The organism is Litorivicinus lipolyticus (genome assembly GCF_009650135.1).
Taxonomy (GTDB): domain Bacteria; phylum Pseudomonadota; class Gammaproteobacteria; order Pseudomonadales; family Litorivicinaceae; genus Litorivicinus; species Litorivicinus lipolyticus.
The window spans coordinates 1,644,090-1,657,886 of record NZ_CP045871.1 but is presented as its reverse complement, the minus strand read 5'-3'; the positions used below and the strand labels follow the sequence as shown (position 1 = coordinate 1,657,886).

The following is a 13,797-nucleotide window of genomic DNA, read 5'->3' as shown; positions in this document are numbered from 1 at the left end:
GAACAGAACGCGCGTACCTTGACGTGCGAGACCCCGGGAAGGGGAAACAAGGTGTTGAAAAAGGTCCGACTTGTCGGGCCTTTTTTTTATTCCAAGGCGCTACAATGCGAGCCTGTCTGGAGAACCCATGTTTCGCTTTTTTGAGTCCTTAACTCGCCCCTTCCCGCCGTCCGAACCCAGCCAACCTCCGCGCGGTTTGGTCGCTTTTTGTCGACACTACACCTACGGCATGGAAGGCTATTTGCTGACGTTGTCGGTCCTGACGTCGATGGTGGCGATGCTCGAAGCCGGCTTGTTTTACATGATGGGCCAGCTAGTCGATTGGCTGGTCGAGCAAGACCCGGCGACGCTATGGGACAACAAACGTCGCGAGTTAATCGGTTTTGGTGTGCTGGTGGTGCTGGTGCTGCCCGGGTTGATCGCCCTGCGCAGCATGGTGATGCACCAAACCTTGTTGGGCAATTACCCGATGTCGATCCGCTGGAATGCCCACCGCTATTTATTGGGGCAATCGATGACCTTCTACCAGGATGAGTTTGCCGGGCGGGTCGCCACCAAAATGATGCAGACCGCGCTCAGCGTGCGCGAAACCGTGATGAAGCTGCTGGACGTGATGGTGTATGTGGTCGTTTACTTCATCTCAATGGTCGTTTTGGTCGGTCAAAGCGATCCAATTTTGATGGTGCCTATGCTGTTGTGGCTGGCCGGTTATTTACTGGTCCTGCGCTATTTTCTGCCGCGCCTGAAACAATCGGCGATGGACCAAGCGGACGCGCGTTCCTTGATGACCGGACGTGTGGTCGACAGCTACACCAACATTGCCACGGTCAAGCTGTTTAGCCACTCCAAGCGTGAATCAACCTATGCGCGCGATGCTATGAACCAGTTCCTGGTCACCGTACATCGTCAAATGCGCTACGCCACCGGCATCAACGTCAGCGTCAACGCGTTGATCTATGTGCTGATCTTCATGGTCGCGGTGCTCAGTATTTCGCTGTGGAGCCAAAGCCTGATCACGGTCGGCGCGATAGCCGTGGCAATCAGCATGGCGCTGCGCATGAACGGCTTGGCCCAGTGGATCATGTGGGAGGTCAGCATGCTGTTCGAGAACATCGGCATGGTCGCCGATGGCATGAACACCCTGGCCCGGCCTCAGGGCATCGAAGACGCCCCGAACGCTAAGACCTTGCATGTGCCCAATGGCGCGATCGAATTCGATGACGTGCGCTTTCATTATGGCAAAACCGAGGGCGTGCTCGACGGCTTTAAATTGTCGATTAAGCCGGGTGAAAAAGTTGGCTTGGTGGGGCGCTCCGGCGCCGGTAAGTCGACCCTGGTGAATCTGTTGTTGCGGTTTTATGACATCGAAGGCGGTGCGCTGCGTATTGACGGCCAAGCCATCGACCGGGTCACTCAAGACAGCCTGCGCGCCAATATCGGAATGGTCACCCAGGACACCTCGCTGTTGCACCGCTCGATTCGTGAGAACTTGCTGTACGGCAGCCCGGACGCCAGCGACGAGGACATGATTGCGGCGGCCAAAATGGCCGAGGCGCACGAGTTCATCCTCGAGCTCTCAGACCCCTTCGGTAACACGGGTTACGACGCCCAGGTCGGTGAGCGCGGGGTTAAGCTGTCCGGTGGCCAACGTCAACGCATCGCGATTGCCCGGGTGATGTTAAAGAACGCACCGATCTTGGTCTTGGACGAAGCCACCAGCGCGTTGGACTCGGAAGTGGAAGCGGCGATTCAGCGTTCGTTGACCACCTTGATGGGCGGCAAAACCGTGATTGCGATTGCCCACCGCCTGTCGACGATCGCAGCGCTGGACCGGTTGGTGGTGTTGGACAAAGGAACCATCGTTGAACAGGGCACCCACGCTGAGTTGATTGCCATGGGCGGTATCTATGCCAAGCTGTGGGAACATCAAACGGGCGGCTTTTTAGGACTCGATTAAATGCTAGGACTTACGATGGGCGATCCCGCGGGGATCGGACCGGAAATTATATGCAAGGCCTGGTCATCGCTGGATGGACCGCGAGTGGTATACGGCGATGCCTGCGTGATGATGCAGGCGATCGAGCAGTTTGCCCCGCATTTGACACTGCGCCGTGTTCGCCATACCGAATTGGCAACGCTTGGCCATCAAGACGCCACGCTAGCGCTGATTGAGTCATCCGCCTTTGCCGCCACGCCGGAGCCGGGCAAAGTCACCGCGGCCTGCGGGGAGGCCGCATATGCCGCCATCACCAATGCCATTTCTGATGCGCGTGATGGCTTGATCGACGGCATGGTTACCGCGCCGATTCACAAGCAAGCGTTGCATTTGGCCGGCGTTGACTACCCCGGCCACACGGAAATGTTACAGGATCTGACCGGCGTGCCCGAAGTCGGCATGGTGCTGGCGAACGATGAGTTGGCAGTGATTTTAGCGACCACGCACTGCTCGATGCGCGAGGCCCTTGATCGCATTGCGCAGGGCGCGGTCGGGCATACTCTGCGGCTGGCGGCGATTGCCGGTCGTGACCTCGGTTTCGATCAACCCCGCATTGCGGTGGCGGGCGTTAATCCGCACGCCGGTGAGGGTGGGTTATTTGGGGACGAAGAACAGCGCTTCATTGAGCCGGCGATCGCCCAGGCCCGCGCCGGCGGCATGGACGTAACGGGGCCCTTGGCCGGCGATACCGTGTTCATGCGCGCGCGCCAAGGTGAATTCGATCTGGTGGTCGCGATGTACCACGATCAGGGCCTAATACCGGTCAAATATTTAGGCGTTGATGCCGGCGTCAACATGACCGTCGGGTTGCCCTTCGTGCGCACCAGTCCGGATCATGGCACCGCGTTTGACAAAGCCTGGCAGGGCGTCGCGGACGAATCGGCGTTTATCTACGCCTATCGGCATGCGCGTCGCGTGCTCAGTCGTGGGTCGGCCAGCACCGCAGCTGGTTAAAATAGTCGACGGGCAGATGAACCTGTCCGGCCAACAAATGCGCCAGATAGCGCTGGGCCGGTTTGGCATCTTGGCTGAACGGTGGCTGGGCCTGATAGGCAATGGCGTCAATCGCCGTGCCGTCCGGCGTGATCACGCCAATGCGGATGCGCTGGTACATGTTGCTGGCGACACCCTCGTAGTGATCGAGGACGTCCAGGCCGGCGTCACTCATGGCGTTGAGGGTGCCGTGGACGACGTCACCGGGCGAGCGCACGATGTTCGCCACGCCGGCACCGCCAAACTGGTCGGCGCGCTTATCAAAGGTCAGCCGGTAACCTTCAAGTCGGGCGGGTAATATGGCCTCAAGCGCGACGCCTTTGGGCGCCAGCCGATCGGTCAGCAATCGCTCGACGTTCATGTTCGAGCCGAATGCGAAATAATGAATCAAAGAAGGTCTCGGGTGTCGTAAGTCGGCACATAGCATACCGGATTTAGGCAAAAAATGGCGCAAACGCCGTGTTAGGCGACGGGTTTGATAGTCGTCGCTGGATTGGTTAGGGTTAAAAAAGGTCAAGACGACCTCACTGAAATTCTTAAACTACCGGAGTAAACCATGCATGAATTGTGCAAACGCTTTTCATCACTTGCGCTTGTAAGCGCGTTCGCGGCCCCTGTTGCCATGGCCGAATGCGGCGACGTTAGCGTTGCAGAAATGAACTGGGCATCAGCCGAAGTTATCGCAAATATCGACAGTTTCATTATGACCGAAGGTTACGGTTGTAACGTCGAGCTGATCCCCGGAGCGACCTTGCCGTCGTTCACTTCTTTAAACGAAAAAGGCCGTCCTCAGGTATTGCCTGAAATGTGGGCTAATGCCGCTGCGCTGTTAATCGACCAGGGTGTCAGCGAAGGCCGTATGGAAGTGCTGAACGAAGCACCTTTCGCGACCGCAGGTGAAGGCTATTTCATCCCGCGTTGGTTACAAGAAGCCAACCCTGAGCTGACCACAGTCGAAGCGGTTCTGTCGCGCCCTGACTTGTTTCCGCATCCCGAAGACGACGCCCGTGGCGGCATTCACACTTGCCCGGCGGGTTGGGGTTGTGAAATCAACACCGGCAACCTGTTCCGCGCGTTTGACATGGAATCCAAAGGTTGGGACTTGGTCATGACCGGTTCGGGCGCAGGCTTGGACGGCACGATCGCCAAAGCAGGCCAGCGCGACGAGCCTTGGTTTGGTTACTACTGGACGCCCACCACCTTGATCGGTCAGTACGACATGGTGTTGTTGGACTGGGAAACCGGCTTTGACGGCGAACATTGGGATGCGTGCATCGTGAATGCCGAATGTACCGACCCCAAGCCGACCCGTTGGACCGAGTCGCGTGTGGTTTCACTGGCCACCACTGACTTTTCAACTGAGCATCCGGAACTTGCGACCTACTTGAAAAAGCGCGTGTTGAAGGACGCTGAAATCGGTCAGATCCTGTCATGGAAAGCCGATAACCAAGCCACCGGTGAAGACACCGCGATGGAATTCTTGGCCACCAGTGACGCATGGAAATCATGGGTCCCGGCGGACGTCGCCGCGAAAGTCGAAAAAGCGCTTTAATCCGTTACGTTCGATGTGAGGGAGCCCTTGTGCTCCCTTTTTGCTTTACCAAACTGCACATTTTGGGCGTGTTGCCCGCCACACAGGTTTAATAGTTATATGCTGGAATTCTTTAAAGAATTTCCCTCCATGGGTCGTCGTGACCTGTCCGCTTTCCGCCGTAGTATTGATGATTCGTTTCGAGAATTTTCGCGCGCTTACGGTGACGATTTAGAAACATTGTTTGATCCGCTGCTGCGTTTTTTGATTTGGTTGGAAGACGTCCTGATTGCGACGCCCTGGCCGTTGTTTATTGCTTTAGCCGCCGCCCTGGCCTACTGGGGGGCGCGCAGTTTGAAAATTGTCATTGGCACCGTGTTGGCGTTTTTGGCGATTGGTTTCATGGGCATGTGGGAAGACACCATGGCGACCGTCAGCATGATCGCCGTGTCGACACTGCTGTGTTTGGTCGTGGGACTGCCCATGGGGGTGATCATGGCGCGCTCGGACCGTGCGCAACGCATCATTACGCCAGTTTTAGACATCATGCAGACCATTCCCAGCTTTGTTTATCTGATTCCGGTGGTGATGCTGTTGGGTATTGGCCGCGTGCCGGGTTTGCTGGCCGTGGTGATCTATGCGCTACCGCCGATCGTGCGATTGACCAACTTGGGCATTCGTTTGGTTGACCGTGAGGTCCTAGAAGCCGCCGATGCCTTTGGTTCGAACTACTGGCAACGCTTGACCCAGGTTCAAATACCGTTGGCGCTGCCGAATATTTTTGCCGGTGTTAACCAGACCATTATGATGTCGCTGGCGATGGTCGTGGTAGCCAGCATGATCGGTGTTGGCGGCTTGGGCCAACCGGTACTCAAAGCCATTAGCAACCAATACTTGGCGCTGGGCGTGATGAACGGGCTGGCAATTGTCGCCTTAGCGATTATTTTTGATCGCGTGTCGCAGTCCTTCGGTCAGCGTCTTCAGAAACACAACAGCAGTCGGAGTCATTGATGAGCGATTCACACATCAGCATCCGAGGGCTGTATAAAATTTTCGGAAAGCGGCCGGCCAGTGCTTTGACCAAGGTCCACGCGGGCGTTGAAAAAGATGCTCTGTTAAATGATCACGGTCATGTGTTGGGTCTGCAGGACATTAACCTGGAAATTCCGCGCAAAAAAATCCAAGTCATCATGGGGTTGTCGGGGTCGGGTAAGTCGACTCTTATTCGCCACTTTAACCGCCTGATCGAGCCGACCGCCGGTGAAGTGTGGGTCGATGGTCAGAACGTATTGGCACTTAACAAACCCGAGTTGATGCAGTTTCGACGCGAAAAAATGTCGATGGTGTTTCAGCGCTTTGCCCTGTTGCCGCACCGCACGATTATCGAAAACGTGCGTTACGGCCTCGATATTCAGGGGGTGTCGGACGACGACGCCAAAGCTCGTGCGATTCACTGGATCGAACGGGTCGGCTTGGCCGGGCAAGAAGATCAGTACCCCGGCCAGTTGTCCGGCGGTATGCAGCAACGCGTTGGACTGGCGCGGGCGCTGGCGACGGATGCCGATATTCTGCTGATGGACGAGGCCTTCAGCGCCTTGGACCCCTTGATTCGCACGGAAATGCAGAACATCTTGCTGGAGCTGCAGCGCGAGCTGCACAAAACCATTGTCTTCATTACCCACGATCTGGACGAAGCCTTAAAATTGGGCGACAACATTGCGATTTTGCGCGACGGAGCGATCGTCCAGACGGGCGCACCGGAGGACATCGTGCTGAAACCGGCCGATGACTACGTCGCCGATTTCATGAAGGACATCAACCGGGCCCGGGTTTTGACGCTGGCTTCGATGGTGCGTCCGGACGGGGATGCGGTACTGGAACTGCCGGTGGCGACGACCTTGGAAGACGCCTGTTTGGCCTTGTGTGATGAACCGACCGGCCAGGCTCGAGTCATCGATGAGGGCGGCAACTTCAAAGGCTATGTTGAGTTACATGACCTGATTCGGGCGCAAGCGCGCCCAAACGTGGCGTCATTTGACATTTAACAGTGCCGCCTGATTCGCGCATACTCTGTCGCCTCAATTGATACAGCCTTGGAGCGACAGAGCACGATGAGCCCGAACCAGACCCACGCCGATAACGACGAATACATTTTGACCGCCGCCTGCCCGTGCGGCAAAGGCATTGTGGCGGACGTTACTGGGTTCTTGGCCGAGCAGGGCGCGTTTATCGCCTCGCTCGAGCAATACGATAACGAAAGCACGGGCAACTTTTTCATGCGTGCGGTGTTCCGGCCGGACGAAAGCGTTGATTCCATTGTGGCGCTGCGTGACGGCTTTAGTACGGTCGCGCAACGCCACGCGATGGATTACGCCATTCACGATCCGTCCAAGCGCGCCCGCGTGTTGGTGATGGTGTCAAAAACCGACCACTGCTTGGCCGACCTGCTTTACCGGGTCAATAACCAAGACCTGCACATGGACATCGTGGCGGTGGTCTCGAACCACAAAGACTTGCGCCCGATGGTGGAACGTGACGGCATTCGTTTCGTGCACCTCCCGATCGATGGCGATAACAAGAGCCACCAAGAACGTCGATTGATTGAGTTGGTGGATGAAACCCAGGCTGATTTGGTGGTGCTGGCGCGCTATATGCAAATTCTATCGGACGAGCTGACCCAGGAATTAAGCGGGCGTTGCATCAACATCCATCACAGTTTTCTGCCTGGCTTTAAAGGCGCGCGTCCGTATTACCAAGCCTACGAACGTGGCGTCAAACAAATTGGTGCGACCGCGCACTACGTGACCCGGGATCTGGATGAGGGCCCGATCATTGAACAGGTGGTCGAGCGCGTGGATCACAACTACACGCCACAAAATCTGACGCGTGTCGGCCGGGATAATGAATCCAAGGCCCTAAGTCGTGCGGTTAAATACCACATTGAACACCGGGTCTTTTTGGACGGCCAGCGCACCGTCGTGTTCAAAGGCGGTCGCCAGTAACCTCAGCCCGCTGACTGGGCGTGCAGCTGGCGGTAAAGCTCGCTGCTGGTCAATAGCGCGGTGTGGGTGCCGGCGGCTTGGACGCGGCCATGCTGGATGACCAAAATCTGATCCGCGTGTTCGATGGTCGACAGCCGGTGCGCAATGATCAAACAACTCATCTGTCCTTTCAGGCGGCGCAGCGCTCGCTGAATGTGGCGCTCGCTGTTGCTGTCCAACGCGCTGGTGGCCTCGTCCAGCAGCAATAACTTGGGCTGGGTTAACAAGGCACGGGCGATCGCAATGCGCTGGCGCTGACCGCCGGATAGGCGCACGCCGCGCTCACCCACAAAGGCGTCGTAGCCCTCGGGAATGGCGCGAATGAAGGCATCCGCACCGGCTTGTTCGGCCGCATCGTAGACCTCGCGATCGGATGCATCGGGACGGCCAAATCGAATGTTGTCGGCGATACTGGCGCTGAACAGCGAGGGTTGCTGGGGCACCACGGCGATCGCAGCACGCAGTTGCGACAGCGACAGGCTGTTGATGGCAACGCCGTCGAGTTGTATGTGGCCGTGGCTGGGCTCGTGAAAGCGCTGAATCAGCTCAAATACCGTTGATTTGCCGGCGCCCGAGGGACCGACCAGCGCCAGCGTTTGTCCCGGTTGCACGTGAAAACTCAAGTCGGTTAGCACCGGCTCGTCGGGGCGGGAGGGGTAGGCGAATGACACGCCGTCAAATGTCAGCTGCCCGGCGGCGCTGAAGTGCGCGGGGCCGGCCGGGTCGTCGATCAAACTGTCCAGGTTGATCAATTCAATTAAGCGCTCAAGCGCGCCGCCGGCGCGCTGCACCTCACTGATGACCTCGGCCAGGGTGCCGGCGCCCATCGCCACCAGCAGGGCGTAGAACACAAAGGCCGACATTTCACCGGCGCTCAAGACGCCACTGATGACGTCTTGGCCGCCGACCCAGAGCATCAAGCTGAGGCCCCCGAACACCAAAATAATGACCGTGGCGATTAAGAAACTGCGCTGGGCAATGCGCCGACGGGCGACGTCAAACGCCGACTCGACTTCGTTGGCAAATCGAACTTTGGTGCGCGCGACCTGGTTGAATGCCTGTACCGTTTTGATTTCCTGGATCGATTCGATTGCGTTTTGGCCGACGTCTGCCAGTCGATCTTGGCTTTGACGTGACAGGCTACGAACGCGCCGGCCCAGGATCATAATTGGCGCCAGCACCGCCGGCACGGTAATCAATATGATCAGGGTCAGGCGCGGGCTGGTCGCCAACATCATGACCAGTCCGCCGGTCATCATCAGACTGTTGCGCAGCGCCATCGACACGGACGATCCGATCAGGCTTTGCAGCACCGTAGTGTCGGCGGTGATGCGGCTCATAATTTCGCCGGACAGGTTGCGCTCGAAATAGTGCGGATGCAGGCCGATCAGGTTGTCAAAGGCTTGGCGGCGAAGGTCAGCGCTGACGCGTTCGCCCAGCCACGAGACGGCGTAAAAGCGCAGGTAGGTGCCGACGGCCATCAGCACCGCCAGGGTCATCAGCCCAGACAGAGCCAGTTTGAGTTGACCGACGTCAGCGGCGACCAGGCCTTCGTCGACCATCCAGCGGATGCCTTGGCCCAGCAGCAGCGTTAAGCCCGAGGTGGTGAGCAGGGCGGCGGCGGCAATCGCCAGCACTTTTTTGTGACGCCCGAGCAGGCCCCACAGGGTCCGCATCACCGGCATCGGGTGTGCGCTCACCCTAGCGGTCAGTCTCGATGGCACTGACGACATCGCCATCAAAACGGATGCTCAGCTTGCTTGATTCGGTGGTTTTTTCGCCAACCTTGACCGTGCGTAGGTAAATCCAACGATCGTTCTGGAGGCGGTTAATGAAGGCCGGCGTGCCCAATAAAAAACGCACCTGGGCGCGGGTCATACCGATTTGGAGCTGTTCGAGCTGCGAGGCCTCGACCTGATTGCCTTGCTCGACAGGGATTTGATAGACCCCAGGAAATTGAGAGCAACCGCTTAAAATGAGGGTGGCGGCTAGGGCGGCAAAAATTTTTGGCACGGGGTGGTCCTCTGCTATGGTGGGGGCCGTTTTACCACGGAGAGCAAGGCCTTGTCAGGTGCCCACAGCGAACTAAAGAATGCCGGCCTCAAGGTCACCGGACCGCGAGTGCGGGTGCTGGAGCACTTGGAGACCACGCGGGATCGCCATCTGAGCGCCGAGGACATTTGGTCGGCGTTAAAAGAGCACGGCGACGAAGCCTCGCTGGCGACGGTCTATCGCGTGTTGACCCAGTTCGAGGCCGCCGGCTTGGTCCAGCGCCACACCTTTGAGGGCAACACCTCGGTGTTTGAGCTGGCCGACGAGGAGCACCATGACCACATGGTCTGCACCAAATGCGGGTCGGTGACCGAATACGTCGACGAAATCATCGAGCGCCGACAACACGAGATCGCCGACGCCCATGGTTTTGAAGTCAGCGACCACGTGCATGTGATCTACGGCCTATGCCGCCAGTGTCATTAGGCTGCGGTCCAGCCGCCGTCAATTTTTAGCGCGGTACCGGTGACGTAGGCGGCGGCATCACTGCACAAATACAAGGCCCCGGCGGCAACATGCTCGGGCGTCGGCAGACCCGGCACCGCGATCATCCGATCCACAGTCGCTGCGAATTCCGGATTATCAAAGAAGCCACGGGTTAATTCCGTCAGCACAAAGGTCGGGCACAGCGTGTTGACGCGAATACCGCGCGCTCCCAGCTCCACCGCCATCGCTTTGCACAAGCCTTCCAAGGCCGCTTTGGTCATGCAGTAGACCGTGCGGTTGGCGGCACCGACCTGGGCCATTTGGCTGGACATGTGAATGATCGAACCGCCGTCGGGCATCGTGCGACTGACGGTTCGCGACAGCCGATAAACGCTGCGAATGTTCAGGTCAATCAGCCGATCCAGTGTTTCGTCAGACACCACAGACATGGGTTCGGGCTGGTTTGAGCCGGCGTTATTGACCAGCAGGTCGATCGGGCCCAAAGCTGCCACTGCGGCGATAAAATCGTCCGTCAACACGTCGCCGACCAGGGGCACAATACCGGGCTGTTCATCGGCCAGAGCCAGCAGGTCAGCTTCGGTTCGGGCGACCGCGTAAACACGCGCGCCGTTGGCCGCCAAGGTTTTGGCAATGGCCCGCCCCAGGCCTTTGCCGGCGCCGGTGACAAGGGCGGTTTTGGCGCTTAGATCGGCCTGTAAATTCATTCGGGGTCTCCTTGGTTGCATTCGAATGCACTCGGTTTTAGGATATCAGCGATCGCAATAACAACATAATCCACGGAGCACCCCCATGGTCAAGGTTCTAAAACACGGACGAGAAGAGTCATTGCGTCGCGAGGATGACGCCAAAGTTCAAACCATCGTCGCTGATATTATTCGTGATATTGAAGATCGGGGTGACGCTGCCGTGCGTGAATACACGGCCAAGTTTGATAAGTACGAGGGCAACACGCTGCGCCTAACCCAGGCCGACATCGATGCCTGCTATCAAGAGCTGACCCAAGAAAACCTGGACGACATCGCGTTTGCCCAGGCCCAGGTTCGTAACTTTGCGCAAATCCAACGCGATTCGATGTTGGATGTTGAACAAGAAACCCTGCCCGGCGTAATCCTAGGCCACAAACACCTGCCGATGAATGCCGTCGGTTGCTATGTACCCGGTGGCAAGTATCCGCTGGTGGCATCGGCCCATATGTCGGTGGTCACCGCCAAGGTCGCCGGGGTCAAGCGCGTGATTGCTTGTTCGCCGCCGTTCAATGGCCGTCCCAGCCCAGCCGTGGTGGTTGCCATGGACATGGCCGGCGCCGATGAGATCTATTGCATGGGCGGAATCCAGGCGATTGCGGCGATGGCGGTCGGTACCGAAACCATCGCCGGTGTCGACATGATCGTGGGGCCGGGCAACGCCTTCGTTGCCGAGGCTAAGCGTCAGTTGTTCGGCCGCGTCGGTATCGACCTGTTTGCCGGGCCGACTGAAACCTTGGTGATCGCCGATGACACTGTTGACGGCGAGTTGTGTGCTGCGGATTTGTTGGGCCAAGCCGAACACGGCACCAACAGCCCGGCCATTTTGTTGACCAATTCAGAAAAGCTGGCGCACGACACCCTGGCCGAAGTCGAGCGTCAACTGACGATCTTGCCGACCGCGGACATTGCCGGGGCGGCCTGGGCTGAATACGGCCAGGTCATCGTCTGTGACAGCTATCAAGAAATGGTCGAAGTGGCCGACGAGATTGCCTCGGAGCACGTCCAGGTCATGACCCAGGACCCGGATTACTTTTTGCATAACATGACCAATTACGGCGCACTGTTCTTGGGTGAAAAAACCAATGTCAGCTACGGCGACAAGGTCATCGGCACCAACCACACCTTGCCGACACGCAAGGCCGCTCGCTATACAGGCGGCCTGTGGGTTGGTAAGTTCATTAAGACGTGCACCTACCAGCGCGTCTTGACTGAGGAAGCCAGTGTCCATGTCGGCGAATACTGTTCGCGCTTGTGCGCCATCGAAGGTTTTATGGGCCACAAAGAACAGGCGGACATCCGTGTTCGTCGTTACAAAAAGAACGCCTAATCCATGGCGCAAGTAACGTCGTATGACGTTGCCACCCGGGCTGGCGTATCCCAGTCCGCGGTGTCGCGCGCCTTCTCGGCCAATGGCAAGGTTAGCTCAGCAACCCGTCAGCGGGTCTTGGATGCGGCCCGTGAATTGGGCTACAAACCGAACCTGCTAGCGCGCAGCCTGATCACCGGGCGCACGAACATGGTCGCGGTGTTAGCCAGCCAAACCACGGGACGTTACTACCCCGAGGTGGTCCAGTACCTGGCGGATGCCCTGGGCGAGGCCGGCAAGAAAATGCTGCTGTTCTACACCGATGGCCGCATTGAACGGGTCGAAGACGTGCTTAACGAAGTCAGTTGCTTCCAAGTCGACGGCATCATCACGTCGACACAATTTGCGCCGGACCGGCGCGAGCTCATCCGTGGCTTGAATACGCCGATGGTGCTGTTTAACCGCCAAGATCCGTTGGACGAATTTCGCTCGGTCATTTGTGACCAAAATCAAGGCGCCGCGTGCATCGCCAGTGCGCTGTTGGCGGGCGGGCGTCGGCGGATAGCGATTTTGGCCGGCTCGGCCGACAACTACGTCGCCCGCCACCGGCTGTTCGGCACGATCGATGCCCTGGGCAGTGCCCACGTCGGCACCGTCGACGGCGACTTTTCGTACGAGTGCGGCATCACCCAAGCCTCGGCCCTTTGGGCCCTGAAACCTGACGCGATCATGTGCATGAACGATTCGATGGCGATGGGCGTGATGGACGGCTTGGCTGACTTAGGTGTCGGCGTGCCAGCGGATGTATGGGTCACCGGTTTCGATGGCACCGCGGCGGGTCGCCTAAAACGCTATGACCTGACCACCTGGGTCCAGCCACTTGACCAAATGGTCGCCCAGACCTGTGCCTTGCTGGACGCTTTGATGGCCGGCAACGAGGGCCACAGTCAAGTGTTGCAGGGGTCGATGCACATCGGTCGCAGTGCGCCGCTGTAATGGACATCTTGTGGCTGCCTGGCACGCTGTGCGACGGGCGTCTGTTTGCGCCCCAGCAGGCCCAGTTTGGTTCGCATCGAACGCCGAATATCACGCGCTTTGACTCCGTCACCGCCCAAGCTCATTCGATTTGGCAGCACACCCAGGCGGCGCGGGTCGCCCTGGTCGGCCTCAGCTACGGCGGTATTTTAGCGATCGAGATGATTCGTCAATACCCCGAGCGCGTCAGTCACTTAGCGCTGCTGGATTGCAATGCGGGGCATGACAGTGGCGAGCGCCAACGCCAGCGCAACCAGCTGATCACGCGGGTGATGGGGGGCAATTTCGAAGCGCTGGTGTTAGAGCAACTGAAACCGCTGTATCTGGGCAGTCGATGCCGCGATGACGAGGGCATTTTGGCGACGGTGCGCGACATGGCCGTTGAGCAAGGGCCGGCGGTGCTGGCCCGTCAAGTCAAAGCCGTTCGTGACCGCCCCGACCAGCGGCCGTTTTTACCCAGTATTACCTGCCCGACCTTAATTTTGGCGGGGGCCGAAGACGCCCTGTGCCCACCGGCCGTGCAGCATGAAATGGCCGCCTTAATTCCCCAGTCTACGCTTTGCTTGGTGCCGGGGTGCGGGCATTTGGCTACACTGGAAGCACCCACACAGGTCAATCACGCCCTGACCGAATTATTGGCACACTAAACA

The 13,797-nt window shown here is 58.3% G+C and carries 14 protein-coding genes; 10 read left to right on the top strand and 4 right to left on the bottom strand.

The window, feature by feature from the left end; genetic code table 11:
- Positions 1-127: 127 nt before the first annotated feature.
- Positions 128-1,957, top strand: a complete 1,830-nt coding sequence (locus tag GH975_RS08335) for an ABC transporter ATP-binding protein (protein WP_153714080.1) — start codon at positions 128-130, stop codon at positions 1,955-1,957.
- Positions 1,958-2,950, top strand: coding sequence for a 4-hydroxythreonine-4-phosphate dehydrogenase PdxA (gene pdxA, locus GH975_RS08330; protein ID WP_153714079.1), 993 nt, complete (start codon positions 1,958-1,960; stop codon positions 2,948-2,950).
- Here the strand turns inward: pdxA and GH975_RS08325 are convergent.
- Positions 2,916-3,380, bottom strand: coding sequence for a gamma-glutamylcyclotransferase family protein (locus GH975_RS08325; protein WP_170272599.1), 465 nt, complete (start codon positions 3,378-3,380; stop codon positions 2,916-2,918). The genes pdxA and GH975_RS08325 overlap by 35 nt on opposite strands.
- 165 nt (positions 3,381-3,545) lie before the next feature.
- On the opposite strand from GH975_RS08325, the gene GH975_RS08320 reads away from it, so the two are divergent.
- From GH975_RS08320 to purU, 4 genes are all read left to right on the top strand, one after another.
- A complete protein-coding gene (locus GH975_RS08320; RefSeq protein WP_211365792.1) occupies positions 3,546-4,541 on the top strand; it encodes a glycine betaine ABC transporter substrate-binding protein in 996 nt (331 codons plus the stop codon).
- Between the two features lie 129 nt (positions 4,542-4,670).
- Positions 4,671-5,531 (top strand): ABC transporter permease, encoded by an 861-nt coding sequence (locus GH975_RS08315; protein WP_407657221.1) that lies wholly within the window; start codon positions 4,671-4,673, stop codon positions 5,529-5,531.
- Positions 5,531-6,565 carry a quaternary amine ABC transporter ATP-binding protein gene (locus tag GH975_RS08310; RefSeq protein WP_153714077.1) on the top strand — a complete coding sequence of 345 codons (1,035 nt, stop codon included), beginning with the start codon at positions 5,531-5,533 and terminating at the stop codon, positions 6,563-6,565. Before GH975_RS08315 ends, GH975_RS08310 begins: the two co-directional genes overlap by 1 nt.
- A 66-nt stretch (positions 6,566-6,631) precedes the next feature.
- Positions 6,632-7,522 carry a formyltetrahydrofolate deformylase gene (purU, locus tag GH975_RS08305; RefSeq protein ID WP_153714076.1) on the top strand — a complete coding sequence of 297 codons (891 nt, stop codon included), beginning with the start codon at positions 6,632-6,634 and terminating at the stop codon, positions 7,520-7,522.
- Between the two features lie 2 nt (positions 7,523-7,524).
- Here the strand turns inward: purU and GH975_RS08300 are convergent, their stop codons facing one another.
- Together GH975_RS08300 and GH975_RS08295 are read right to left on the bottom strand one after the other, a co-directional pair.
- Entirely contained in the window at positions 7,525-9,261 is a 1,737-nt protein-coding gene (locus GH975_RS08300) for an ABC transporter transmembrane domain-containing protein (protein ID WP_246164705.1), read from the bottom strand.
- Position 9,262: 1 nt separating this feature from the next.
- On the bottom strand, positions 9,263-9,574 hold the full coding sequence (locus GH975_RS08295; protein WP_153714074.1) for an outer membrane protein assembly factor BamE: 312 nt from the start codon (positions 9,572-9,574) through the stop codon (positions 9,263-9,265).
- Between the two features lie 51 nt (positions 9,575-9,625).
- Here GH975_RS08295 and fur point away from each other — a divergent pair, with 51 nt between their 5' ends.
- Positions 9,626-10,039: a ferric iron uptake transcriptional regulator gene (gene fur / locus GH975_RS08290; RefSeq protein ID WP_153714073.1), complete on the top strand. Its 414-nt coding sequence runs from the start codon at positions 9,626-9,628 to the stop codon at positions 10,037-10,039.
- Here the strand turns inward: fur and GH975_RS08285 are convergent.
- A complete protein-coding gene (locus GH975_RS08285) occupies positions 10,036-10,764 on the bottom strand; it encodes an SDR family NAD(P)-dependent oxidoreductase (protein WP_153714072.1) in 729 nt (242 codons plus the stop codon). The genes fur and GH975_RS08285 overlap by 4 nt on opposite strands.
- Before the next feature lie 85 nt (positions 10,765-10,849).
- On the opposite strand from GH975_RS08285, the gene hisD reads away from it, so the two are divergent.
- The 3 genes from hisD to GH975_RS08270 are packed head-to-tail and all read left to right on the top strand — an operon-like array spanning position 10,850 to position 13,794.
- Positions 10,850-12,133: a histidinol dehydrogenase gene (gene hisD / locus GH975_RS08280; RefSeq protein ID WP_153714071.1), complete on the top strand. Its 1,284-nt coding sequence runs from the start codon at positions 10,850-10,852 to the stop codon at positions 12,131-12,133.
- A gap of 3 nt (positions 12,134-12,136) precedes the next feature.
- Positions 12,137-13,108, top strand: coding sequence for a LacI family DNA-binding transcriptional regulator (locus tag GH975_RS08275; protein WP_153714070.1), 972 nt, complete (start codon positions 12,137-12,139; stop codon positions 13,106-13,108).
- On the top strand, positions 13,108-13,794 hold the full coding sequence (locus GH975_RS08270; protein WP_153714069.1) for an alpha/beta fold hydrolase: 687 nt from the start codon (positions 13,108-13,110) through the stop codon (positions 13,792-13,794). Before GH975_RS08275 ends, GH975_RS08270 begins: the two co-directional genes overlap by 1 nt.
- The last annotated feature ends 3 nt before the right edge of the window (positions 13,795-13,797 follow it).

What these genes read in the sequence shown, in the direction of transcription:
- GH975_RS08335 (WP_153714080.1), top strand. Translation starts at nt 128, where the DNA reads ATGTTTCGCTTTTTTGAGTCCTTAACTCGCCCCTTCCCGCCGTCCGAA.
- purU (WP_153714076.1), top strand. Translation starts at nt 6,632, where the DNA reads ATGAGCCCGAACCAGACCCACGCCGATAACGACGAATACATTTTGACC.
- GH975_RS08310 (WP_153714077.1), top strand. Translation starts at nt 5,531, where the DNA reads ATGAGCGATTCACACATCAGCATCCGAGGGCTGTATAAAATTTTCGGA.
- GH975_RS08285 (WP_153714072.1), bottom strand. Translation starts at nt 10,764, where the DNA reads ATGAATTTACAGGCCGATCTAAGCGCCAAAACCGCCCTTGTCACCGGC.
- pdxA (WP_153714079.1), top strand. Translation starts at nt 1,958, where the DNA reads ATGCTAGGACTTACGATGGGCGATCCCGCGGGGATCGGACCGGAAATT.
- GH975_RS08320 (WP_211365792.1), top strand. Translation starts at nt 3,546, where the DNA reads ATGCATGAATTGTGCAAACGCTTTTCATCACTTGCGCTTGTAAGCGCG.
- GH975_RS08270 (WP_153714069.1), top strand. Translation starts at nt 13,108, where the DNA reads ATGGACATCTTGTGGCTGCCTGGCACGCTGTGCGACGGGCGTCTGTTT.
- GH975_RS08275 (WP_153714070.1), top strand. Translation starts at nt 12,137, where the DNA reads ATGGCGCAAGTAACGTCGTATGACGTTGCCACCCGGGCTGGCGTATCC.
- hisD (WP_153714071.1), top strand. Translation starts at nt 10,850, where the DNA reads ATGGTCAAGGTTCTAAAACACGGACGAGAAGAGTCATTGCGTCGCGAG.
- GH975_RS08315 (WP_407657221.1), top strand. Translation starts at nt 4,671, where the DNA reads ATGGGTCGTCGTGACCTGTCCGCTTTCCGCCGTAGTATTGATGATTCG.